The organism is Citrobacter europaeus, assembly GCA_020099315.1.
GTDB lineage: Bacteria > Pseudomonadota > Gammaproteobacteria > Enterobacterales > Enterobacteriaceae > Citrobacter > Citrobacter europaeus.
Map to the genome: position 1 here is coordinate 1,020,235 of CP083650.1, position 22,968 is coordinate 1,043,202.

General features: G+C 52.0%; 23 protein-coding genes. 18 read left to right on the forward strand and 5 right to left on the reverse strand.

From position 1 onward, the window contains the following. Positions 1-28: 28 nt before the first annotated feature. From tauA to tauD, 4 genes are read left to right on the forward strand one after another with little or no spacing between them, the layout of a single operon-like run. A complete protein-coding gene (gene tauA / locus LA337_04745) occupies positions 29-991 on the forward strand; it encodes a taurine ABC transporter substrate-binding protein (protein UBI17008.1) in 963 nt (320 codons plus the stop codon). 14 nt (positions 992-1,005) lie between these two features. Continuing rightward, positions 1,006-1,773, forward strand: a complete 768-nt coding sequence (gene tauB, locus LA337_04750; GenBank protein UBI17009.1) for a taurine ABC transporter ATP-binding subunit — start codon at positions 1,006-1,008, stop codon at positions 1,771-1,773. Further along, positions 1,770-2,600, forward strand: a complete 831-nt coding sequence (gene tauC, locus LA337_04755) for a taurine ABC transporter permease TauC (protein ID UBI17010.1) — start codon at positions 1,770-1,772, stop codon at positions 2,598-2,600. Before tauB ends, tauC begins: the two co-directional genes overlap by 4 nt. Continuing rightward, positions 2,597-3,448 (forward strand): taurine dioxygenase, encoded by an 852-nt coding sequence (tauD, locus tag LA337_04760; GenBank protein ID UBI17011.1) that lies wholly within the window; start codon positions 2,597-2,599, stop codon positions 3,446-3,448. Before tauC ends, tauD begins: the two co-directional genes overlap by 4 nt. A gap of 78 nt (positions 3,449-3,526) precedes the next feature. Here the strand turns inward: tauD and hemB are convergent, their stop codons facing one another. Beyond that, positions 3,527-4,501: a porphobilinogen synthase gene (hemB, locus tag LA337_04765; GenBank protein UBI17012.1), complete on the reverse strand. Its 975-nt coding sequence runs from the start codon at positions 4,499-4,501 to the stop codon at positions 3,527-3,529. Positions 4,502-5,010: 509 nt separating this feature from the next. Between hemB and ehaB the strand changes: the two genes are divergently transcribed. Together ehaB and iprA are read left to right on the forward strand one after the other, a co-directional pair. Further along, positions 5,011-7,932 carry an autotransporter adhesin EhaB gene (gene ehaB, locus LA337_04770; protein ID UBI17013.1) on the forward strand — a complete coding sequence of 974 codons (2,922 nt, stop codon included), beginning with the start codon at positions 5,011-5,013 and terminating at the stop codon, positions 7,930-7,932. A gap of 89 nt (positions 7,933-8,021) precedes the next feature. Continuing rightward, positions 8,022-8,645 (forward strand): hydrogen peroxide resistance inhibitor IprA, encoded by a 624-nt coding sequence (gene iprA / locus LA337_04775; protein ID UBI17014.1) that lies wholly within the window; start codon positions 8,022-8,024, stop codon positions 8,643-8,645. 1 nt (position 8,646) lies between these two features. On the opposite strand, the gene ampH is transcribed toward iprA, so the two are convergent. Then, complete coding sequence (gene ampH, locus LA337_04780; protein ID UBI17015.1) at positions 8,647-9,804, reverse strand: D-alanyl-D-alanine-carboxypeptidase/endopeptidase AmpH; 1,158 nt, start codon at positions 9,802-9,804, stop codon at positions 8,647-8,649. Positions 9,805-10,188: 384 nt separating this feature from the next. On the opposite strand from ampH, the gene sbmA reads away from it, so the two are divergent. Both sbmA and LA337_04790 read left to right on the forward strand, forming a co-directional pair. Beyond that, positions 10,189-11,409 (forward strand): peptide antibiotic transporter SbmA, encoded by a 1,221-nt coding sequence (gene sbmA, locus LA337_04785; GenBank protein UBI17016.1) that lies wholly within the window; start codon positions 10,189-10,191, stop codon positions 11,407-11,409. A gap of 12 nt (positions 11,410-11,421) precedes the next feature. After that, a complete protein-coding gene (locus tag LA337_04790) occupies positions 11,422-12,525 on the forward strand; it encodes a DUF1615 domain-containing protein (GenBank protein UBI17017.1) in 1,104 nt (367 codons plus the stop codon). Here LA337_04790 and LA337_04795 read toward each other — a convergent pair. Then, complete coding sequence (locus LA337_04795) at positions 12,510-12,833, reverse strand: YaiY family protein (protein ID UBI17018.1); 324 nt, start codon at positions 12,831-12,833, stop codon at positions 12,510-12,512. The two genes, LA337_04790 and LA337_04795, sit on opposite strands and share 16 nt — an antisense overlap. Before the next feature lie 263 nt (positions 12,834-13,096). Between LA337_04795 and LA337_04800 the strand changes: the two genes are divergently transcribed. Beyond that, entirely contained in the window at positions 13,097-13,318 is a 222-nt protein-coding gene (locus LA337_04800; GenBank protein UBI17019.1) for a DUF2754 domain-containing protein, read from the forward strand. Between the two features lie 25 nt (positions 13,319-13,343). Here LA337_04800 and ddlA read toward each other — a convergent pair whose 3' ends face one another. Continuing rightward, entirely contained in the window at positions 13,344-14,438 is a 1,095-nt protein-coding gene (gene ddlA, locus LA337_04805) for a D-alanine--D-alanine ligase (protein UBI17020.1), read from the reverse strand. Between the two features lie 301 nt (positions 14,439-14,739). Here ddlA and LA337_04810 point away from each other — a divergent pair, with 301 nt between their 5' ends. The 5 genes from LA337_04810 to adrA all read left to right on the forward strand — a co-directional run bounded on the left by LA337_04810 (position 14,740) and on the right by adrA (position 19,572). After that, a complete protein-coding gene (locus LA337_04810) occupies positions 14,740-15,936 on the forward strand; it encodes a multidrug efflux MFS transporter (protein UBI17021.1) in 1,197 nt (398 codons plus the stop codon). Positions 15,937-16,184: 248 nt separating this feature from the next. Further along, the gene (locus tag LA337_04815) at positions 16,185-16,427 is read left to right on the forward strand and encodes an anti-RssB factor (protein ID UBI17022.1); all 243 of its coding nucleotides are present in this window, start codon (positions 16,185-16,187) and stop codon (positions 16,425-16,427) included. A 104-nt stretch (positions 16,428-16,531) separates the two neighbouring features. Further along, on the forward strand, positions 16,532-17,947 hold the full coding sequence (gene phoA / locus LA337_04820) for an alkaline phosphatase (protein UBI17023.1): 1,416 nt from the start codon (positions 16,532-16,534) through the stop codon (positions 17,945-17,947). 97 nt (positions 17,948-18,044) lie between these two features. After that, positions 18,045-18,365: a phosphate starvation-inducible protein PsiF gene (gene psiF / locus LA337_04825; protein UBI17024.1), complete on the forward strand. Its 321-nt coding sequence runs from the start codon at positions 18,045-18,047 to the stop codon at positions 18,363-18,365. 91 nt (positions 18,366-18,456) lie between these two features. Next, positions 18,457-19,572: a diguanylate cyclase AdrA gene (gene adrA, locus LA337_04830; protein UBI18403.1), complete on the forward strand. Its 1,116-nt coding sequence runs from the start codon at positions 18,457-18,459 to the stop codon at positions 19,570-19,572. Between the two features lie 17 nt (positions 19,573-19,589). Here the strand turns inward: adrA and proC are convergent, their stop codons facing one another. Further along, on the reverse strand, positions 19,590-20,399 hold the full coding sequence (proC, locus tag LA337_04835) for a pyrroline-5-carboxylate reductase (protein ID UBI17025.1): 810 nt from the start codon (positions 20,397-20,399) through the stop codon (positions 19,590-19,592). A gap of 188 nt (positions 20,400-20,587) precedes the next feature. Here proC and LA337_04840 point away from each other — a divergent pair, with 188 nt between their 5' ends. The 4 genes from LA337_04840 to LA337_04855 all read left to right on the forward strand — a co-directional run bounded on the left by LA337_04840 (position 20,588) and on the right by LA337_04855 (position 22,916). Next, positions 20,588-21,043, forward strand: coding sequence for a YaiI/YqxD family protein (locus LA337_04840; GenBank protein ID UBI17026.1), 456 nt, complete (start codon positions 20,588-20,590; stop codon positions 21,041-21,043). A 184-nt stretch (positions 21,044-21,227) separates the two neighbouring features. Beyond that, the gene (aroL, locus tag LA337_04845) at positions 21,228-21,773 is read left to right on the forward strand and encodes a shikimate kinase AroL (protein ID UBI17027.1); all 546 of its coding nucleotides are present in this window, start codon (positions 21,228-21,230) and stop codon (positions 21,771-21,773) included. 26 nt (positions 21,774-21,799) lie between these two features. After that, positions 21,800-21,991, forward strand: coding sequence for a hypothetical protein (locus tag LA337_04850; GenBank protein ID UBI17028.1), 192 nt, complete (start codon positions 21,800-21,802; stop codon positions 21,989-21,991). A gap of 247 nt (positions 21,992-22,238) precedes the next feature. Then, the gene (locus tag LA337_04855) at positions 22,239-22,916 is read left to right on the forward strand and encodes an AroM family protein (GenBank protein UBI17029.1); all 678 of its coding nucleotides are present in this window, start codon (positions 22,239-22,241) and stop codon (positions 22,914-22,916) included. Positions 22,917-22,968: the final 52 nt, after the last annotated feature.

The window sequence follows — 22,968 nt, forward strand, 5'->3', positions numbered from 1 at the left end:
TCATAACAAGACAGGGGAGCAGACAATCATGGCTATTTCATCGCGTAACGCACTTCTTGCCGCACTGGCATTCATCGCATTTCAGGCGCAGGCGGTGAACGTCACCGTTGCTTATCAGACCTCCGCCGAACCCGCCAAAGTGGCGCAGGCAGATAACACTTTTGCTAAAGAAAGCGGTGCTACCGTTGACTGGCGCAAATTCGACAGCGGCGCGAGCATCGTTCGTGCGCTGGCATCCGGTGATGTGCAGATCGGTAATCTTGGCTCCAGCCCGCTGGCGGTCGCAGCCAGTCAGCAGGTGCCGATTGAGGTTTTCCTGCTGGCGTCAAAACTCGGCAACTCCGAAGCGCTGGTGGTGAAGAAAAACATCAGTAAACCGGAAGATTTGATTGGTAAGCGCATTGCCGTGCCGTTTATCTCCACCACCCATTACAGCCTGCTGGCGGCGTTGAAACATTGGGGTATCAAAGCGGGGCAGGTTGAGATTGTGAACCTGCAACCACCGGCGATTATTGCCGCCTGGCAGCGCGGAGATATTGATGGTGCGTATGTCTGGGCGCCTGCGGTCAACGCGCTGGAAAAAGACGGTAAGGTGTTAACCGACTCCTCGCAGGTTGGCGAGTGGGGCGCGCCGACGCTGGACGTGTGGGTGGTGCGCAAAGATTTTGCCCAGAAGCATCCTGAAGTGGTGAAAGCCTTTGCCAAAAGCGCTATCGATGCGCAGCAGCCTTATATCGCTAATCCTGATGAATGGCTGAAGCAGCCGGAAAATATCAGCAAACTGTCGCGTTTAAGCGGGGTACCGGAGGCGGATGTGCCAGGGCTGGTGAAAGGAAATACTTATTTGACGGCGCAGCAGCAAACCGCGGAGTTAACCGGGCCGGTGAATAAAGCGATTATCGATACCGCGCAGTTCCTCAAAGAGCAGGGCAAAGTTCCTGCGGTCGCGACGGATTACAGTCAGTACGTGACCGATCGCTTCGTGCAATAAATAAGGAGGCGCTGATGCTGCAAATTTCTCATCTTGCTGCCAGCTACGGTGGAAAATCGGCGCTGGAGGATATCAACCTGACGCTCGATAGCGGTGAACTGCTGGTGGTACTCGGACCTTCCGGTTGCGGGAAAACCACGTTGTTAAATCTGATTGCCGGGTTTGTGCCGTATCAGCATGGCAGCATTACGTTGGCGGGTAAAAAAGTTGAAGGTCCAGGCGCTGAGCGCGGGGTTGTATTCCAAAACGAAGGACTGCTGCCCTGGCGCAACGTGCAGGATAACGTAGCCTTCGGGCTGCAACTTGCGGGGGTGGAGAAGTCCCAACGCCAACGAATCGCTAAGGAGATGTTGCAGAAAGTCGGGCTGGAGGACGCGGGGAAACGCTTTATCTGGCAACTTTCCGGTGGGCAGCGTCAGCGCGTCGGCATTGCGCGGGCGCTGGCGGCCAACCCGCAGCTATTGCTGCTGGATGAACCCTTTGGCGCGCTCGACGCTTTTACCCGCGAGCAGATGCAAACCCTGTTGCTGAAGCTGTGGTATGAGACCGGCAAACAGGTGCTGCTGATTACCCACGATATCGAAGAAGCCGTGTTTATGGCGACGGAGCTGGTATTGCTGTCGCCGGGCCCAGGCCGGGTGCTGGAGCGTCTGCCGCTGAATTTCGCCCGTCGCTTTGTGGCCGGAGAGTCGAGCCGCAGCATTAAGTCCGACCCGCAGTTTATCGCCATGCGCGAGTATGTGTTAGGTCGGGTCTTTGAACAACGGGAGGCATTCTCATGAGCGTGGTCATTAATGATAAACCCCGCCGCCAGCGCGCACTCAACTGGCGCTGGCCGTTCTCGCGGCAGATTACCTTAAGCCTCGGTACGCTGGCCGTCATTCTGGCGGTGTGGTGGACGGTGGCGGCGCTGCAGTTAATCAGTCCGCTGTTTTTACCTCCACCGGGGCAGGTTTTGCAAAAATTGATAGTCATTGCCGGTCCGCAGGGATTTATGGATGCCACGCTGTGGCAGCATCTGGCGGCGAGTCTGACGCGTATTGTTATCGCGCTGCTGGCGGCGGTGCTGCTGGGCGTTCCGGTTGGGATCGCGATGGGGCTGAGTCCGACGATGCGCGGCATTCTCGATCCGATCATTGAGCTGTATCGTCCGGTTCCGCCCCTGGCCTATCTCCCGTTGATGGTCATTTGGTTTGGCATCGGTGAAACCTCCAAGATCTTGCTGATCTATCTGGCGATTTTCGCCCCTGTAGCGATGTCGGCGCTGGCGGGAGTGAAAAGCGCGCAGCAGGTGAGAGTGCGCGCCGCGCAGTCGCTGGGGGCCAGCCGTAAGCAGGTGCTGTGGTTTGTTATTTTGCCGGGGGCATTACCGGAGATCCTCACCGGGTTACGTATCGGACTTGGCGTGGGCTGGTCGACGCTGGTGGCAGCAGAGCTGATTGCCGCCACGCGAGGCTTAGGATTTATGGTGCAGTCTGCCGGTGAGTTTCTGGCAACGGATGTGGTGCTGGCGGGGATCGCGGTGATTGCCGTTATCGCGTTTATTTTAGAACTGGGTCTGCGCGCGCTTCAGCGCCGCCTGACGCCCTGGCATGGAGAATTACAATGAGTGAACGTCTGAGCATAACCCCGCTGGGACCGTACATTGGCGCACAAATTAGCGGCGCGGATTTAACGCGTCCGCTGAGCGATAATCAGTTTGAACAGCTTTATCACGCGGTATTGCGCCACCAGGTGGTGTTCCTGCGTGAGCAGGTGATTACGCCGCAACAGCAGCGCGCACTGGCGTTGCGTTTCGGCGATCTGCATATTCACCCGGTCTATCCGCATGCCGAAGGGGTAGAAGAGATTATCGTACTGGATACTCATAACGACAATCCGCCGGATAACGACAACTGGCACACCGATGTCACCTTTATTGACACGCCGCCTGCCGGGGCGATTCTGGCTGCAAAAGAGCTGCCATCGACCGGGGGAGACACCCTGTGGACCAGTGGGATTGCCGCTTATGATGCGTTGTCTGAGCCGTTTCGCCAGTTGCTGAGCGGCCTGCGGGCAGAACATGATTTTCGTAAATCATTTCAGGAATATAAATACCGCAAGACGCCAGAGGAGCATCAGCGCTGGCTGGAAGCGGTGGCGAAGCATCCGCCCCTGTTGCATCCGGTGGTGCGTACGCATCCGGTGAGCGGGAAGCAGGCGCTGTTCGTGAATGAAGGATTTACCACGCGAATTGTCGATGTCACGGAAAAAGAGAGTGAGGCGTTACTGAGTTTTTTATTCGCGCATGTCACTAAACCGGAGTTTCAGGTGCGCTGGCGTTGGCAGCCCAACGATGTGGCGATTTGGGATAATCGCGTGACGCAGCATTATGCGAATGCGGATTATCTGCCACAGAGGCGCATTATGCACCGGGCGACAATTTTGGGAGACAAGCCGTTTTATCGGGCGGGATGATTGCCGGCGGCGATTGACTTACCGGGCCTACGATCTGTAGGCCGGATAAAGCGAAACCGCCATCCGGCAACAATGTGATTAACGCAGGATTTTTTTCTCAGCCAGATCCAGTGCGAAGTAGCTGAAGATCAGATCCGCGCCAGCGCGTTTGATCGAGCCTAAGCTTTCCAGCACCACTTTCTCTTCATCTATAGCACCCGCCATCGCCGCGAATTTGATCATCGCGTATTCACCGCTGACCTGATAAGCGCCAATCGGCAGCTCGGTGCGCTCGCGGATATCGCGCAGAATATCGAGGTAGGCGCCAGCCGGTTTGACCATCAGGCAGTCTGCACCCTGGGCTTCATCCAGCAGCGATTCGCGGATCGCCTCCCGACGGTTCATCGGGTTCATTTGATAGGTTTTACGATCGCCTTTCAGCGCGGTGCCTGCGGCTTCACGGAACGGGCCGTAGAAAGAAGAGGCAAATTTGGTGGAGTAGGACATGATCGCGGTATCGGTGAAGCCCGCGGCGTCCAGCGCCTGGCGAATAGCCTGCACCTGGCCGTCCATTGCGGCGGAAGGGGCGATGAAATCTGCGCCCGCTGCGGCGGCAACGACTGCCTGTTTGCCGAGGTTAGCCAGGGTTAAATCGTTATCAACGCCGTGCTCGCATAACACGCCGCAGTGACCGTGCGAGGTGTATTCACAGAAGCAGGTGTCGGACATGACGATCATTTCCGGTACGGTCTGCTTACAGATACGCGACATGCGCGCCACCAGACCGTCTTCTTTCCAGGCATCGCTGCCGGTGTCATCGGTGTGATGAGAAATGCCGAAGGTCATGACCGAGCGGATGCCTGCATTAGCAATGCGTTCAATCTCGCGCGCCAGGTGCTTCTCCGGAATGCGCATCACGCCGGGCATGGCGTCAATAGCTTTGTAATCGTCGAGTTCTTCTTCAACAAAGATCGGCAACACCAGGTCATTTAAGCTCAGTGTTGTCTCTTCAAACATAGCGCGCAGCGCAGGTGATTTGCGCAGGCGGCGAGGGCGTTGGATTAGGTCTGTCATGGTATGCCTGATGTTTGTGGAATCGAAGGCCGTAGTATACCCGAACCTGAGGGCGGGTGGTTTACGAAAGTTGGCGTTATATCTGGATTTTACGTGGTGCAAGGCTGAATCATTAGAGCAATTTATTCACATGCATAGCAATTTATTCATATTCATTATTTTGTTTGTTCTTGTTTTTATTATTTTAAATATCGATGTATTTATTTGTTTAGCGCGAAATATAACTCTCGAATATTTATTTTTTATTTATTTGAATGCTAGGTGAATCATTTGATAATTATATGTGTTAGATGTCGTGTGTTCCATATCTGATTGAAAGTTATTGTGTTTTTGTTAACTCCTTTTGGCTGGCGTAATTCATGGCGTTGTCCGGTTTCGGACAGCGGACAAAGAATAATTGAACCTTTCCGTTGTGAAACCGCATAATCGGTCCTGCGAAACATAAAATGTTTTCTTTGCATTGATAATTGATGGATCAACTATATTACGTCCCTGAGGAGGGATGACAAATGCACACTTGGAAAAAGAAACTTGTAGTCTCACAATTAGCATTAGCCTGCACTTTGGCAATCACTTCTCAGGCGAATGCTTCTACTGATATTTCTGGAACCACGTACACAACGTTCACCCATTATAATGACGCATCTTATGCTGATGGCGTTTACTACGATGGATATGTCGGTTGGAACAATTACGATACTGATAGTATTTATAACGGTGATATTTATCCGGTAATCAATAACGCTACTGTTAACGGCGTTATTTCTACTTATTATCTGGATGATGGACTGTCAACTAACAGCAATAACAACAGCCTGACGATTAAAAACAGTACCATTCACGGTATGGTGACTTCCGAGTGTATGACCACGGATTGTACTAACCGTACGGGTACCGACTATTACTACGATCGTCTGGCGATGAACGTCATCAACTCCACTATCGATGACAACTACGAACATTATACCTACAACGGTACCTATAACGACGCAGCTGATACACACGTTGTCGACGTTTATAACTTGGGTACGGCGATCACTCTCGATCAAGAAGTTGATCTGTCTATCTCCAATAACTCTCACGTTGCGGGTATTACGCTGACTCAGGGTTATGAGTGGGAAGATATTGACGATAACACCGTCAGCACCGGCGTAAACAGCGGCGAAGTGTTTAACAACACCATCGCAGTTACCGATTCTACCGTTACCTCTGGTTCATGGTCTGATGAAGGAACATCAGGCTGGTTTGGTAATACGTCTAACGCCAGCGATTACAGCGGTTCTTATACTGCTGACGATATTGCCTTAGCGGTTATTGCGCATCCAGATGCCGACAACGCGATGCAGACCACTGCCACGTTTGATAACTCTACGCTGATGGGCGATGTGCTGTTCTCCAGCAATTTTGACGAGAACTTCTTCCCGAACGGTGCTGATACTTATCGTGATACCGATGCCGATCTGGATACCAACGGCTGGGATGGTACTGACCGTCTGGATCTGACCCTGAACAACGGCAGTAAGTGGGTTGGCGCGGCCATGTCCGTACATCAGGTTGATGTTGATGGTGACGGCGTTTACGACAGCTATGCTGCAGGCACTGAAGCCACTGCAACGCTGATCGACATCGCTGCCAACAGCCTGTGGCCTTCTTCAACCTACGGTATCGATAGCGACACAACCTCTTATGACGAAAATGGTCATGTGGTTGGCAACGCTGTTTACCAGAGCGGTCTGTTCAACGTCACGCTGAACGGCGCTTCACAGTGGGATACCACCAAAACGTCTCTGATCGACACCCTGAGCATCAATAGCGGTTCCGTCGTCAACGTGGGTGATTCTTCCCTGATTTCTGACTCTATCTCTCTGACCGGTGCTTCTGCACTGAACATCAACGAAGATGGTCATGTTGCGACGGATACGCTGTCTATCGACAACAGTATCGTCACGATTGCTGATGATGTTGCTGCTGGCTGGGGTGTCGGTAGTGCTGCGCTGTATGCCAACACCATCAACGTTACCAACAACGGTGTTCTGGATGTGGGCAACAGCACGGGCGATGCACTGCAGGTTGATACGCTGAATCTGACCAGCTACACCGACGCTTACAACCATGTTAATGCGGGTGTTTTCGACATCAACAGCACTAACTATGTACTGAATGCTGACCTGACCAACGATCGTACCAACGATACGACCCAGGCTAACTACGGTTATGGCGTGATCGCGATGAACTCTGATGGTCATCTGACTATCAATGGTAACGGCGATTCCGACACCTCAGGCGATCAGTCTGAAGTTGATAACTACGGTGACCACGTAGCGGCAGCAACCGGTAACTATAAAGTTCGCATCGATAACGCGACTGGCGCGGGTTCTGTTGCGGATTACAAAGGTAACGAGCTGATCTACGTTAACGACACGAACAGCAACGCGACCTTCTCTGCAGCTAACAAAGCTGACCTCGGCGCTTACACCTATCAGGCTCAGCAGCAGGGTAACACCGTTGTTCTGCAGCAGATGGAACTGACCGACTACGCGAATATGGCGCTGAGCATCCCGTCTGCCAACACCAATATCTGGAACCTGGAACAAGACACCGTTGGTACTCGTCTGACTAACGCGCGTCATGGTCTGGTTGATAACGGCGGCGCATGGGTGAGCTACTTCGGTGGTAGCTTCGATGCAGATAACGGCACCATTAACTACGATCAGGACGTTAACGGCATCATGGTCGGTGTTGACTCCAAAATTGATGGTAACAACGCTAAGTGGATTGTCGGTGCCGCAGCAGGCTTCGCGAAAGGTGATATGAGCGACCGTACCGGTCAGGTGGATCAGGACAGCCAGACTGCCTACATCTACTCTTCTGCGCATTTCGCCAACAACATCTTTGTTGACGGTAACTTGAGCTACTCTCACTTCAACAACGATCTGTCTGCCAACATGAGCAACGGTCAGTATGTTGATGGCAGCACCTCTTCTGATGCCTGGGGCTTTGGCTTGAAACTGGGTTATGACCTGAAGCTGGGTGATGCAGGTTACGTAACGCCTTACGGTAGCGTATCCGGTCTGTTCCAGTCTGGTGATGACTATAAGCTGAGCAACGACATGAAAGTTGATGGTCAGTCTTATGACAGCATGCGTTATGAACTCGGTGTAGATGCAGGTTATACCTTCGCCTACAGCGACGACCAGGCGCTGACCCCGTACTTCAAACTGGCCTACGTTTACGACGACTCTAACAACGATTCTGATGTAAACGGTGACTCTATCGACAACGGCGTAGAAGGTTCTGCAGTACGTGTTGGACTGGGTACTCAGTTCAGCTTCACCAAGAACTTCAGCGCCTACACCGATGCTAATTACCTCGGTGGCGGTGATGTCGATCAAGACTGGTCTGCAAACGTTGGTGTTAAATATACCTGGTAAGTACTTTCTCACTGAGAAATATAAGGTAATTTAATTCAGAATAATGCCCGTCACGGATTTGACGGGCATTTATTGCAAGGAATGCGCTCATGCTATCTACAAATAAACCTCTTCTTGAATTTGGTAAGCTTGATAAATGTTTGGCAAAATATGGCAAACACTTTGAGTGTGATAACGATAAAGAAATAATATATTCCAGTGATATAAATAGCGACGATACTTTTGTTATTTTAAGTGGTGTAGTTTCCCTGCGTAGAGGGGAAAACGTGCTGGTGGGGATTGCACAGGCGCCTTTTATTATGGGCCTTTCCGATGGCGTGATGAAAACAGATGTACAATACAGATTAATGACCGAAAGTAATTGTACGGGATACCACCTACCTGCTTCGCAAACGATAAATATAATTGAACAATGCCAGCTTTGGCGGGAAGCCTTTTGCTGGTTAGCCTGGCAAAACTCCATCCTTGAATTGCGCGATCTGCAGCTGATCGGCAATAACTCCTACGATCAGATCCGCGCGACGCTGATATCCATGACGAAATGGGACGATGTGCTGCGTTCACGTATCGGCGTCATGAACTATATTCACCAACGCACTCGCATTTCACGCTCAGTTGTTGCTGAGGTTCTCGCGGCACTGCGTAAAGGTGGTTACATTGAAATGAATAAAGGCAAACTGGTAGGCATTAACCGTTTGCCTTTTGAGTATTAAGTCAGGATGCGGGAATAACCTGCGGTTTGTTCCCGCTCAACTCTGCAACCAGATCGTTGATACCGTCGCTCATATTGGTAAAACGGGTTAGCGGAGAACGGGTAACCACGATAAACGCCCCGACGTTTTGCTGCGGGATCATCGCCATATAGGTAATGAATCCGCCGCCGCCACCGGTTTTTTGAATAATGCCTGGTCGCCCATTCTTCGGCGCCATATAGACCCAGCCCAAACCTAGCGCATCGGCTCTGCCCGGCACATCCATCCCTATCACTTTGGTTAGCTGCGTACGCTGATAAATCAGCGTCTGCATACGGTCAGCCTGCTGGCTACGATGGTAAAAATCAGAAGAGAGATACTGCTGCATCCAGCGCATCATATCGCCAGGCGTTGAATAGACGCCGCCACTGCCCATCGCTGCCAGCGTATTGTTACAGGGGCTGGCGCCCTTTTCCGCGACCATCAGGCGTTTGCACTGATCGGGGGACGGGGTGAAGGTGGTGTCTTTCATCCCCAGCGGACGGGTGATTTTTTCTTCAAACAGCTGCGGATAAGGCTTACCGGACGCGGCTCCCAGCGCATCAGCCAGCAGGTCAAACGCCAGGTTGGAATAAGAAGCCTGCGAGCCTGGTGCAGCTTTAAGCGTGGCGGTTGAGAGATAGCTCCAGCGCTGTTCGCGGGTTGGCCAGACAAACACCGGGCGCTTGGCCGCGCCGCCAGGCTGTTCGCGTGGCAGCGCGCTGGTATGCGTTGCCAGATTCACCAGCGTAATCGGCGTGCCCTGATAAGTCGGCACGCGCGCGCCAGGTGGCGCATATTTACTCAAAGGATCGTTGAGTTTAACCGTACCCTGATCGAGTAATTTTACCAGCATTTCGCTGGTCATTAATTTAGTGATTGAGGCAATTCGAATTACGGAATCCAGCTGCGGATGTACGTTATTGCCGGGGCGTGTTTCGCCGAAACTGCGAAATACGCGCTGATTACCATCAATCACCACCAGCGCCATCCCCGTAGCACCACTGCCGTAAAATATATGGTCGGCATAGCGATCGACGATATCAGAGGCGAAGACCGGATCGGTTATAGGCTGCGCCGCCTGGACAGATGTCAATGACGCCGCACACAGCGCGGCAGAAAAAAGCAGACTACGTTTCAACGGTGGTGTCCATGAGTTAGAGAAAGTGAAAAAGGATGTCGTGCGTATGCGTATTTATACTACTCATCGGCGTATTGCAAAGCGCTTATCAGCCAATGATAGTGTGAAAAACGTAACGATGAGTAAACGCGAGCGTTTCCCCGATTATGGATGTTCGCTTTTGTGATCTCACGCTGTGATAATCTGCACTTGCTGGAACGTTGTCGAGTGTGAAAACCACAGAAACAATTCTTCATAACCCAGGTGCGAACTAAGCGCTGCGGTTCTGGTCACACTTGTCGGTTTCAGCTTGTGTTTTTGGGCGTAAGCCGTCTTGCCGCCGCACTCCACGGTGGCAAATACACAGCAGTCGTCATAACGATAAGAAGTTAGCAGGAGAGCATTATGTTTAAGTCTTTTTTCCCAAAGCCGGGGCCGTTCTTTATTTCGGCATTTATTTGGGCACTGGTCGCTGTTGTATTCTGGCAAGCAGGTGGGGGAGCCTGGGTTGCACACATTACCGGCGCGTCGGGAGACGTACCGATTAGCGCGGCCCGTTTCTGGTCGCTGGATTACCTGATTTTTTATGCGTACTACACTCTTTGCGTTGGAGTGTTCGCGCTGTTCTGGTTTCTCTACAGCCCGCACCGCTGGCAGTACTGGTCCATACTCGGCACGTCGCTGATTATTTTCGTGACCTGGTTTCTGGTTGAAGTTGGCGTTGCCGTCAACGCCTGGTATGCGCCATTTTATGATTTGATTCAATCCGCGCTCAGCGCACCGCATAAGGTGAAGATTGAGCAGTTCTATCATGAAGTGGGCATCTTTCTTGGCATCGCGCTGATTGCCGTGGTCATCGGCGTGATGAACAACTTCTTTGTTAGTCACTATGTGTTCCGCTGGCGTACAGCAATGAACGAACATTATATGGCGCACTGGCAGCATCTGCGCCATATCGAAGGTGCGGCGCAGCGTGTGCAGGAAGACACCATGCGTTTTGCCTCCACGCTGGAAGATATGGGGGTCAGCTTTATCAATGCGATTATGACGCTGATCGCCTTCTTACCTGTACTGGTCACACTCTCTGCCCATGTTCCGGACCTGCCGATTGTTGGGCATGTTCCTTATGGCCTGGTGATTGCCGCAATTGTCTGGTCGCTGATGGGAACCGGCTTGCTGGCGGTCGTTGGGATTAAACTTCCGGGACTGGAGTTTAAAAACCAGCGTGTGGAAGCGGCCTACCGTAAAGAACTGGTATACGGCGAAGATGACGCTAATCGTGCGACACCGCCGACGGTGCGTGAGCTGTTTCATGCGGTGCGCCAGAACTACTTCCGCCTCTATTTTCACTATATGTACTTCAATATCGCCCGTATTCTTTACCTGCAGGTTGATAACGTTTTCGGCTTGTTCCTGCTGTTTCCGTCGATTGTTGCCGGTACGATTACGCTCGGCCTGATGACGCAAATCACCAACGTGTTTGGCCAGGTGCGCGGTTCGTTCCAGTATCTGATTAACTCCTGGACAACGTTAGTGGAACTGATGTCTATTTATAAGCGTCTGCGCAGCTTTGAACGAGAGCTTGATGGTCAGGATATTCAGGAAGTTACCCATACGCTTAGTTAATAAGGAGATGTTATGTCGACGGTTTCCCGTCTTTACCCCTTGTCTGGTCTTGCTGCACTGGTGCTGGTGGGATGTAGTAGCCAACCCGCGCAGCCGCTAAAAAAAGGGGAGAAAGCCGTCGATGTGGCGAGCGTGGTGCGCCAGAAAATGCCCGCCAGCGTAAAAGACCGGGACGCGTGGGCGCAGGATTTGGCGAAGACCTTTGAAAGCCAGAAGCTGGCGCCGACGGTTGAAAATATCTGTTCGGTGCTGGCGGTCGCGCAACAGGAGTCAAATTACCAGGCGGATCCAGCCGTGCCGAACTTAAGTAAAATCGCCTGGAAAGAGATCGATCGTCGTGCCGAGCGTATGCACATCCCGCTATTTGTGGTGCATACCGCGCTGAAGATTAACTCGCCAACGGGGAAAAGCTACAGCGAGCGCCTGGATACGGTGAAGACGGAAAAACAGCTTAGCGCGATATTTGATGATTTTATCAACATGGTACCGATGGGGCAGACGTTATTTGGTTCGCTTAATCCGGTGCATACCGGTGGGCCGATGCAGGTCAGCATCGCCTTTGCTGAGCAGCATGCCAGCGGCTACCCGTGGAAAATGGCGGGAACCGTGCGCCAGGAAGTATTTAGCCGCCGCGGTGGGCTGTGGTTCGGTACGTATCATCTGCTTAACTACCCGGCGAATTACAGTGCGCCAATTTTCCGCTTCGCCGATTTCAATGCCGGGTGGTATGCCAGCCGCAATTCAGCTTTCCAGAATGCGGTCAGTAAAGCCAGCGGCGTGAAGCTGGCGATGGACGGTGATTTAATTCTCTATGGCAGCAGCGAGCCGGGCAAAACGGAGCTGGCGGTACGTAAACTGGCCGGGAAGCTGGACATGAGCGAGAGTGAGATCCGCCGTCAGCTGCAAAAAGGCGACAGCCTGGCCTTTGAAGAGACCGCGCTGTACGAGAAAGTCTATAAGCTGGCGGAAGCGAAGGCCGGGAAAACGCTTCCCCGTGAAATGCTGCCTGGCATTCAACTTGAAAGCCCGAAGATCACACGTAATCTGACTACCGCGTGGTTTGCTAAACGCGTGGACGATCGTCGGGCGAAATGTATGGGTCAGTCATCGTTATGATGACGGCGGCGCCAGCGCACGAATGCCGCGATGGCGCCAAGAATCAGGCTTCCGGCGAGAAAAGGGACCAGTCCAAAAAGAGTTCCGACACCCAGGCCGATTTCAACTCGCGGGCGCCCTGTCTCTTGCATTTGCAACTGCATCAACTGCTCATAGATGCCGGGAGCGTGGGCCAACAGATTTAAAATCTGCGCGCCCGCCCAGAAGCAAAACAGCACAAAAACGGCATACGCAATATTGCCGGGCAGGGAGGAGGTATCCCGATGCTTGCCCTTAAAAAGGGATTTAGAGAGCGTAAAATCAGCCATAAAGACCTCCGGAAATAACCTGCTTTTTTGACGTATTGCCTGGAACTGACAGTGAGTCTGACAGGTGATCGGCAATGTCAATATCAGAATGATGGTAATTTCAGGTAGAGATTATTCCTGGATTTCGGTTTTTTGCTGATCGTCACAATTGCGCAACCTTAAGTGAAATTAATTTACATTTCAGAAATTCCGCACAGGCCACAGACGTGTATGAGGAAATGTGCGAGGATGCGTTGTCATGTTGTATATCCACCGGAGCCGTTATGAACCTGCCTGTTAAAATCCGCCGAGACTGGCACTATTATGCCTTCGCTATTGGGCTTATCTTTATTCTCAACGGCGTGGTGGGCTTACTCGGTTTTGAAGCGCAGGGGTGGCAAACCTATGCGGTAGGGCTGGTCACCTGGGTGATTAGCTTTTGGCTGGCCGGATTAATTATCCGTCGCCGCGTGGAAGATGAAGAAGAAGCAAAGGATGCCCAATAGAGGTCTATCAGGCATCCTGGCGGGATTACATACTGGTTTTCAGCGCGCTATCCGCCGCATGGCGTTCCAGCGCCAGTTCGATCAGGCGAGTGATCAAATCGGTATAGCCTAAGCCGCTCGCCTGCCACAGTTTTGGATACATGCTGATGTTGGTAAAGCCAGGCAGCGTGTTGATCTCATTGATCACAACCTCGTTCTCTGCGGTTAAGAACACGTCCACGCGCGCCATGCCGGCGCAGCCCAGCGTTTGATAGGCCTGAATAGCAATATCACGGATCTTATCGTTAATTTCCGGTGCGATCGCTGCCGGAACCACCACTTTGGCACCGTTATCGTCAATGTATTTGGTGTCGTAAGCGTAAAAATCACTGTTCAGCACGATCTCGCCACAGGTACTGGCCTGCGGATGATCGTTGCCCAGCACCGCGCATTCGATCTCGCGGCCTTTGATCCCTTGCTCCACCACGACTTTATGATCAAATTCAAATGCCAGCGCGACGGCCTGTTCATATTGCGCTTCGCTGGTCACCTTACTGACCCCAACGGACGATCCCTGATTGGCTGGTTTCACAAACAGCGGCAAACCGAGGCGAGATTCGACTTCGGCAAAGCTGATGCTGTTGCGATTGGCGCGAGTGAGCGTAATAAATGGCGCGATGTTTAATCCGGCATCGCGCAACAGACGTTTGGTCACGTCTTTATCCATACAGGCCGCAGACCCCAGGACATCAGAACCGACGAACGGCAGATTCGCCACCCGCAGCATGCCCTGCAGAGAGCCATCTTCACCCAGCGTGCCGTGAACGATCGGGAAAATAACATCAACCGTTGGCAGCGGCTGACCGTTTTGCGCATCGATCAACTGGTGCGCTTGTTTACCCGGTACCTGAGCCAGGCTGGTCGCGGAAGGACGCAGCGCTATATGCGCCGGATCGTCTGAATTAAGCAGATAGTTACTGGCATCGCTGACGTGCCATTGCCCTTGTTTATCAATACCTAACAGCACAACGTCAAAGCGAGTCTTGTCGATGGCATCGACAATATTTTTTGCCGATTGCAATGACACTTCATGTTCCGCTGATTTACCACCAAATACGATTCCTACCCGCAACTTTGCCATCTTAAAAACCCATTCCATGAATGCAAAGCACATACATTACCACGACAAAACGCAGGTTTCCTCGGCTTCTGGCAGATTGTTTTGCTGGGCCACAAGGGAATAGATTCGCGCAAACGTGCGTTTCGCCTGTGAAGCATAATTCCCTGCTAGTATTGTGGCTTTCATGTGAGGCGTATCACAAATACGATGAGCGGGAAGATAAAATCCTGAACTGTGATTTATCGCACCTGTGAACCCTTATTTGGCTAAGTAATTTGTTAAGCTGCTCGCAGTTTTCAGCTGCTTATCGTTATGAGTCCCTATGGAATCCTGGAGAGTAAACCTTATTTCCGTATGGTTCGGTTGCTTTTTCACCGGCCTGGCAATTAGCCAAATCCTGCCTTTTTTACCGCTCTATATCTCCCAACTGGGGGTGACCTCGCATGAAGCGCTCTCAATGTGGTCCGGCTTAACGTTTAGCGTCACCTTTCTGATTTCAGCCATTGTCTCTCCGATGTGGGGCAGTTTAGCCGACCGTAAAGGACGCAAGCTGATGCTGCTACGGGCCTCTTTGGGTATGGCGATTGCGATTTTACTGCAGGCCTTTGCGACAAACGTCTGGCAGCTTTTTCTGCTGCGTGGGGTGATGGGGTTAACGTCAGGCTATATTCCCAATGCGATGGCGCTGGTCGCCTCACAGGTTCCGCGTGAACGTAGCGGGTGGGCGCTGAGTACGCTCTCAACGGCGCAAATTAGCGGCGTCATTGGCGGGCCGCTGATGGGGGGATTTATTGCTGACCACGTTGGCTTACGGGCTGTATTCTGTATTACCGCAGCCTTGCTGGTCGTGAGCTTCCTGGTCACGCTGTTCTTAATCAAAGAGGGCGTGCGTCCGACAATCAAAAAAAGCGAGCGTCTGAGCGGAAAGGCCGTGTTTGCCTCGCTGCCTTATCCGGCGCTGGTGATCAGCCTGTTTTTTACGACGATGGTGATCCAACTGTGTAACGGCTCAATTGGGCCAATTCTGGCGCTGTTTATTAAATCGATGGTCCCAGACAGTTCGAATATTGCCTTTCTCAGCGGACTGATTGCGTCGGTTCCGGGCATCTCGGCGCTGATTTCAGCCCCCCGACTCGGTAAATTAGGCGACCGTATTGGGACCGAGCGGATTTTAATGGCGACCTTAATCTTCGCGGTGGTGCTGTTTTTCGCCATGTCGTGGGTTACCACGCCGTTGCAACTGGGGATTTTGCGTTTTCTGCTCGGCTTTGCCGACGGCGCGATGTTGCCTGCGGTGCAGACGCTGCTGGTGAAATACTCCAGCGACCAGATAACCGGGCGCATTTTTGGTTATAACCAGTCATTTATGTACCTCGGCAACGTCGCCGGGCCATTAATGGGGGCGACGGTTTCAGCAATGGCAGGCTTTCGCTGGGTGTTTATTGCCACCGCGAGCATTGTGCTTATCAATATCTGGCAACTGGCTATCGCGCTGCGACGTCGGCGCCGCGCACGCTGAATTGCTGATTAACAACGCTGCCCGTCAGCGTTGTTAATCCATAAATGTGCATTATATATCTGTGTGATTATTAATCCCCTTACCCTTTTATATTGAATAATTCTGCGCTACGACTCTTTTCCCCTTATTTTGTGTTGTGATTGTTTTCGCAAAACGTTTTATTACTTATAAAAATACAACTTTCATCCTCTAGGCAGTTGTGAGTCTTAATGATAACGTGGCCTATATTTTGTTAAGGGAATACGCAAATGAAAAATCTCGTCACTGAGTTGTTACTTAAGCTCGCCCAAAAAGAAGAAGAGTCGCAAGACCTGGCGGCGCAGGTTGAAACGCTGGAGCAGGTAATCATCGAAATGCTGCGCAATATGACGTGGAGCGATCGGCAAATACTCATTCGCCAAATTGAGGATGCCCTGGCTGGAGCTGGCCGTATGCCTGCGTTTCTGGCGAACGTACATAACGCTGGCGAGAGCGTGCCAAAAGCGTTTTGAGTAATCTGTGGCGTTCCATCCACAAATTATCATAAAAGTGTCACATCAAATACTTATAGTCGCTTTGTTTTAATTTTACCGTATTTATACATGGAGAAAATAAAGTGAAACAAAGCGCACTCGCTATTGCCCTGATACCTTTGCTGTTTACCCCAATTATTAATGCAGAAACTTCTACCGTAGCGGTTATGGATAATCGTGCCGCTCAGGGTGATATCACCACGCCGGGCGGCGCCCGTCGATTGTCAGCCGATCAAACTGCGGCTCTGCGCGAATCTCTGAACGATAAACCTGCCAAAAATATTATTTTACTGATTGGCGATGGTATGGGGGACTCAGAAATTACTGCAGCGCGAAATTATGCCGAAGGCGCGGGCGGCTTTTTTAAAGGTATTGATGCTTTACCATTGACCGGACAATACACGCACTATGCGCTGGATAAAAAAACGGGTAAACCCGATTATGTGACGGATTCTGCGGCATCCGCAACGGCGTGGACCACCGGCGTGAAAACCTATAACGGTGCTCTGGGCGTTGATATACATGAAAAAGATCACGCTACAATTCTTGAAATGGCAAAAGCGGCGGGTCTGGCGACAGGCAACGTTTCTACCGCTGAATTGCAGGATGCTACCCCGGCGGCGCTGGTTGCTCATGTGACCTCGCGTAAGTGCTATGGTCCCGACGTGACCCGTGAAAAATGCCCAACCAATGCGCTGGAAAAAGGCGGCAAAGGATCCATCACCGAACAATTACTGAATGCCCGGGCTGACGTTACGCTGGGCGGCGGGGCAAAAACGTTTGCGGAAACCGCTGCGGCAGGCGAGTGGCAGGGTAAAACGTTGCGTGAACAAGCCCTTGCCCGCGGTTATCAGATGGTGAGCGATGCCGCGACGCTGGCAGCGATTACCGAAGCTAATCAGGATAAACCGTTGCTGGGTCTGTTCTCTGACGGCAATATGCCGGTACGCTGGGAAGGGCCGAAAGCGTCTTATCACGGCAATCTGGATAAACCGGTAGTGACCTGTACCCCCAATCCAAAGCGTGACGACAGCGTGCCAACGCTGGCGCAGATGACGGATAAAGCGATTGAGCTGTTAAGCAAAAATGAGAAAGGTTTCTTCCTGCAAGTGGAAGGGGCGTCAATCGATAAACAGGACCACGCCGCCAACCCGTGCGGACAGATTGGCGAAACGGTCGATCTGGATGAAGCGGTACAGCGCGCGCTTGCTTTTGCGAAGAAAGATGGCAATACCCTGGTGGTAGTAACCGCTGACCACGCGCATGCCAGCCAGATAGTCGCGCCGGATACTAAAGCGCCAGGCCTGACCCAGGCGCTGAACACCAAAGATGGCGCGGTCATGGTTATCAGCTACGGCAACTCTGAAGAGGAATCGCAGGAGCATACCGGCAGCCAGCTGCGAATTGCAGCCTATGGCCCGCACGCGGCGAATGTGGTTGGTCTGACCGATCAAACCGACCTGTTTTACACCATGAAAGCGGCGTTAGGACTGAAATAACCCGACGCCCGGCGGTAATACTTTTGCCGCCGGGTGGTATTTTTATCGTTAGCAGCCAAACTTACCTGTGTGTCGTCGTTCAGAAAAGGATGGTGCTATGAAAATTACATTATTAATGACGTTGCTTTTTGGTCTTATTTTTTTAACTACCGTCGGTGCTGCCGAGAAGACATTAACCCCGCAACAACAACGTATGACCACCTGCAATCAGCAGGCAACGGCGCAGACCTTAAAAGGGGACGCGCGTAAAACATATATGAGTGATTGCCTGAAAAACAGTAAATCTGCGCCTGAGGAAAAGAGCCTGACGCCGCAGCAGCAGAAAATGCGTGAATGCAACGTCAAGGCGACGGAGCAGTCTCTGAAAGGTGATGATCGTAATAAATTTATGAGCGCTTGCCTGAAAAAATCTGCGTAGCACTTACGGGTGAGCAGGTAAAATCGCTCACCCGAAATATCATACTTCCGCCGCCATACCCCTTCCTATAATTTGGGAAATTTGTTTCAGAATATTCCCAAATACGATGAATGATGAAAACTTTTATCAAAAGAAGGTCGTCCCGAATGAAGCGTTTTTATCGCTCCATCAGAATGACCACCAGCGTTCCGGTCTGCGATTCGCCCGACGGATCAGGCTGCCGCGAGCGGTGGGATTGGGGGGAATGTTTTTCCCTATCGCGTCGGTACTCGTTGCTCAGCCCATTACCGGTGGCTGGTGGCTGTTACTGGTGGGATGGGCGTTTGTCTGGCCGCACCTGGCCTGGCAGTGGGCAAGCAAAGCTGACGATCCTCTGCATAGCGAATTTACCAACTTAAAAGCCGATGCCATTCTCGCCGGTATGTGGATAGGAATTATGGGAGTGAATCTGTTGCCATCCACGGCGCTGCTGATGATTACCTGCATCAACCTGATGGGCGCAGGAGGGATGCGAATTTTCATCGCAGGCGCCGTTTTGATGGTGGTTTCATGCCTGGTGACGTTACAGCTAACTGATATCTCCGTCGCGTTAAGCAGTACTCAACTTAGCGTGCTATTGACGCTGCCGGTGCTGGTGATTTATCCGCTGCTGTTTGCCTGGGTCAGCTACCAGACGGTCATCAAACTGGCGGAACATAAACGCCGCTTACAGGTGATGAGTACGCGAGATGGCATGACCGGGGTGTACAACCGCCGCCATTGGGAACTGTTGCTGCGTAATGAATTTGATAATTGCCGTCGCTATCAGCGTGACGCCACGTTACTGATTATCGATATTGACCATTTCAAGAGCATTAATGATACCTGGGGTCATGACGTTGGGGACCAGGCGATTGTCGCGCTGACCCGCCAGTTGCAGATGACCTTACGCGGTAGCGATGTGATTGGGCGCTTTGGCGGAGATGAGTTTGCGGTGATTATGTGCGGCACGCCAGCAACCAGCGCGATTGCGGCGATGTCTCGTGTTCACGAACGACTTAGCCAACTGCGTTTATCCTGCGCGCCGCAGGTTGCTCTGCGTATCAGCGTGGGCGTTGCGCCGCTGACCTCAGAAACCGAGCATTACCGAGAATGGTTAAAGTCGGCGGATATGGCGCTCTACAAAGCAAAGAATTCCGGACGTAACCGCACTGAAGCTGCGGCCTGACGTCCGGCGGTGTTAACTCAGGAGCGGCTGAGTTTTTCCGACTGTTCCATGCACTTAATCATCGCTTCAATCACTGATGAACGGAAACCGCGTTCTTCCAGGACGCGTACCGCTTCAATGGTGGTTCCGCCAGGCGAGCACACCATATCCTTCAGTTCTCCAGGATGTTTACCCGTATCCAGCACCATCTTCGCCGAACCCATAACCGCTTGCGCCGCGAATTTATAAGCCTGCGCGCGAGGCATGCCGCCCTGCACGGCGGCATCTGCCATCGCTTCGATAAACATAAAGACATATGCCGGTGCTGAACCGCTAACGCCAACGACCGGATGAATCATTGCCTCCGCAATGACTTCAGCTTCGCCAAAACAGCGGAAGATATTCAGCACGTCGGCCGTATCTTCCGGTGTGACTAAGGCGTTCGGCGTGACGGAAGTCATTCCGGCGTTCACCAGTGACGGCGTGTTTGGCATTGCGCGAATGATTTTTCGGTCATGGCCCAGCGCGCGGGCGAGCTGGTCAAGGGTGACGCCAGCAGCAATCGAGACGACCAGGGAGTCTTTGTTCAGGCTGGAGGTAATTTCGCTCAGCACCTTAATCATAATGCCTGGTTTTACGGCGCCAAAAACGATGTCGGCGATTTGCGCGACTTCTTGCGCAGACTGCGCCGCATTAATACCGTACTGGTCGTGTAATGCTGCGACTTTATCGGGGGAGGGGGTGTAGACCCAGATTTGTCCCGGGAGAACCTGGCCGCTGGCGATCATGCCGCCAAGAATTGCTTTGCCCATATTACCGCAGCCGATAAAACCAATTTTCTTGTCCATTTGTCACTCCCTATGGATGATATTCATTGTTTTATACCCTAATTACTTCAAGTAACTTGAATTATTTGGGGTAAACCTGGGAAAGCTAAGCTTAGCGCGGAATGAATATGTGCAGAAGGAGAAACAGCACTTTGCCTGAAAGTAAAAGCACGAGACAATGTGCGACTGCACATCAGTGGGGAGAGGTTATGACAATATGGGTGGACGCCGATGCGTGTCCGAATGTGATTAAAGATATTTTGTACCGCGCTGCAGAGCGCATGCAGATGCCGCTTATTTTGGTCGCAAACCAAAGCTTGCGCGTTCCTGCTTCGCGTTTTATCCGTACACTACGCGTTCCCGCCGGGTTTGACGTGGCGGACAATGAGATTGTGCGCCAGTGTAGCGCCGGTGATTTAGTGATAACGGCAGATATCCCGCTGGCGGCTGAAGTGATTGAAAAAGGTGCAGCGGCGCTTAACCCGCGCGGGGAGCGTTATACCGTAGCCACGATCCGTGAGCGTCTGATGATGCGTGATTTTATGGATACGCTGCGCGCCAGCGGTATTCAGACCGGAGGGCCGGACAGCCTTTCACCGCGTGACAGGCAGCATTTTGCGGCTGAGCTTGATAAGTGGTGGCTGGAAGTACAGCGTAGAAAATAAAATTTGTAATTTATTATTTACACTTTATTCATTGTGAATTCTTGTTATAGTAGGGATTAATAGATATCGCCACTCCATCTGTAATTTTTTCTTTACGCTTTGGCATGTACTAGTTTGATGATATGATTATATCTTTAACCGCATCAGATCCCGCTCGTTCGCGGCTCTCTGGGGAATTTCTGTAATGACGCAACCTCTTTTTCTTGTTGGCCCCCGGGGGTGTGGTAAGACAACTACCGGTATGGCGCTGGCGAAGGCTATCGATTTCCAGTTTGTTGATACCGATCGCTGGTTGCAATCGCACGTGCAGATGACCGTGGCGGAGATCGTCGAAAGAGAAGGATGGGAAGGGTTTCGTGCCCAGGAGACGACCGCTCTGCAGGCCGTCACAGCCCCGGCAACGGTTGTTGCGACCGGCGGCGGTATCATACTTACCGAATTTAATCGTCATTACATGCGCAGCCACGGCGTGGTTATCTATTTAAGCGCACCGGTATCAGTACTGGTCGATCGTCTGGAGGCGACGCCTGAAGAGGGGTTGCGCCCAACTTTAACCGGTAAGCCGTTGACTGAAGAGGTGCAGGAAGTGCTCGCCCAGCGCGATGTTCTGTATCGTGAGGCTGCGCACTATATCGTTGATGCCACCAATCCGCCTTCACAGGTGGTGGAAGACATTCTTGGGATACTGGCGCAGGCCGCGCCACGGTTGCAGGGCGGTGTCTATACTTAATGTTCATCCAGTGAAAAGGAAGAACTATGCCGACAAAACCACCTTACCCACGTCAAGCGACGATTGTTACGGTTGAAAAAGGGACGCCAGGCCAGACGGTAACCTGGTATCAGCTTCGAGCCGATCACCCTAAACCGAATTCGTTGATCAGTGAGCATCCTTCTGCGCAGGAAGCTATGGATGCCAAAAAGCGCTACGAAGACCCCGATAAAGCCTGATCTTAATCACCGCCCTGGCACGATTCTGAAAAGTGCCAGTACGGGCGTGCATCACATTTTTTTAAATTTCGCCGTATACAGTAAAAATTGAAAATTAAACAATAACAATCCAGTACTGGAATTATTTGGAATCTTTACACAAGACACCGCCGATCTGCTGCTACGCTTTTGAGCATTTGTAGCGCAGGTCAGCGCCCGGCACATGTCCGGGATTTCACAGCAAAGTAAGAAGACGGTGGAGCAACAAATGAGTACGTCGTTGGCTATCCTCACGATTGGCGTTGTGCCGATGTGTGAGGTGTTACCGCTCCTGACGGAATATATCGATGAACAGCACATCACTCACCACAGTCTGCTGGGACAGATGCGGCGAGAGGATGTGATGGCTGAGTACGGCGTTTCGCCCGGTGACGAGCATTTATTAACGCTGCTCAGCGACCACCAACTCGCGCATGTCTCACGCCAGAAGGTAGAACGCTCGCTGCAAAGTATCGTGGAGGTGCTGGATAACCAGGGCTTTGACGTGATCCTGCTGATGAGTACCGCCTCAATCGCTCGCCTGACCGCCCGCAACAGCATTTTGCTGGAACCGTTACGGATTATCCCACCGCTGGTGGCCTCGATTGTCGATGGGCATCAGGTCGGGGTTATTGTTCCCGTCACTGAATTGCTTAAAGCCCAGGCGCAAAAATGGCAGGCGCTACAAACCCCACCAGTGTATGCCGTGGCGAATCCGATCCACGGTAGCGAACAACAATTGATTGATGCCGGGAAAGAACTGCTGGAGCAAGGTGCGGATGTCATCATGCTGGACTGCCTGGGGTTCAATCAACGCCATCGCGATTTACTGCAAAAATCGCTGGATGTCCCGGTTCTTCTGTCCAATGTGCTGATTGCCCGGCTGGCTTCGGAGCTGCTGACGTAATTTTGCGTGACAGGTGGAACGTCACCCCCCTATATTGGTTGTTAACTTAATC

Coding starts and splice junctions, on each gene's coding strand:
- tauA (UBI17008.1), top strand. CDS start 29: ATGGCTATTTCATCGCGTAACGCACTTCTTGCCGCACTGGCATTCATC.
- tauB (UBI17009.1), top strand. CDS start 1,006: ATGCTGCAAATTTCTCATCTTGCTGCCAGCTACGGTGGAAAATCGGCG.
- tauC (UBI17010.1), top strand. CDS start 1,770: ATGAGCGTGGTCATTAATGATAAACCCCGCCGCCAGCGCGCACTCAAC.
- tauD (UBI17011.1), top strand. CDS start 2,597: ATGAGTGAACGTCTGAGCATAACCCCGCTGGGACCGTACATTGGCGCA.
- hemB (UBI17012.1), bottom strand. CDS start 4,501: ATGACAGACCTAATCCAACGCCCTCGCCGCCTGCGCAAATCACCTGCG.
- ehaB (UBI17013.1), top strand. CDS start 5,011: ATGCACACTTGGAAAAAGAAACTTGTAGTCTCACAATTAGCATTAGCC.
- iprA (UBI17014.1), top strand. CDS start 8,022: ATGCTATCTACAAATAAACCTCTTCTTGAATTTGGTAAGCTTGATAAA.
- sbmA (UBI17016.1), top strand. CDS start 10,189: ATGTTTAAGTCTTTTTTCCCAAAGCCGGGGCCGTTCTTTATTTCGGCA.
- LA337_04790 (UBI17017.1), top strand. CDS start 11,422: ATGTCGACGGTTTCCCGTCTTTACCCCTTGTCTGGTCTTGCTGCACTG.
- LA337_04795 (UBI17018.1), bottom strand. CDS start 12,833: ATGGCTGATTTTACGCTCTCTAAATCCCTTTTTAAGGGCAAGCATCGG.
- LA337_04800 (UBI17019.1), top strand. CDS start 13,097: ATGAACCTGCCTGTTAAAATCCGCCGAGACTGGCACTATTATGCCTTC.
- ddlA (UBI17020.1), bottom strand. CDS start 14,438: ATGGCAAAGTTGCGGGTAGGAATCGTATTTGGTGGTAAATCAGCGGAA.
- LA337_04810 (UBI17021.1), top strand. CDS start 14,740: ATGGAATCCTGGAGAGTAAACCTTATTTCCGTATGGTTCGGTTGCTTT.
- LA337_04815 (UBI17022.1), top strand. CDS start 16,185: ATGAAAAATCTCGTCACTGAGTTGTTACTTAAGCTCGCCCAAAAAGAA.
- psiF (UBI17024.1), top strand. CDS start 18,045: ATGAAAATTACATTATTAATGACGTTGCTTTTTGGTCTTATTTTTTTA.
- proC (UBI17025.1), bottom strand. CDS start 20,399: ATGGACAAGAAAATTGGTTTTATCGGCTGCGGTAATATGGGCAAAGCA.
- LA337_04840 (UBI17026.1), top strand. CDS start 20,588: ATGACAATATGGGTGGACGCCGATGCGTGTCCGAATGTGATTAAAGAT.
- aroL (UBI17027.1), top strand. CDS start 21,228: ATGACGCAACCTCTTTTTCTTGTTGGCCCCCGGGGGTGTGGTAAGACA.
- LA337_04850 (UBI17028.1), top strand. CDS start 21,800: ATGCCGACAAAACCACCTTACCCACGTCAAGCGACGATTGTTACGGTT.
- LA337_04855 (UBI17029.1), top strand. CDS start 22,239: ATGAGTACGTCGTTGGCTATCCTCACGATTGGCGTTGTGCCGATGTGT.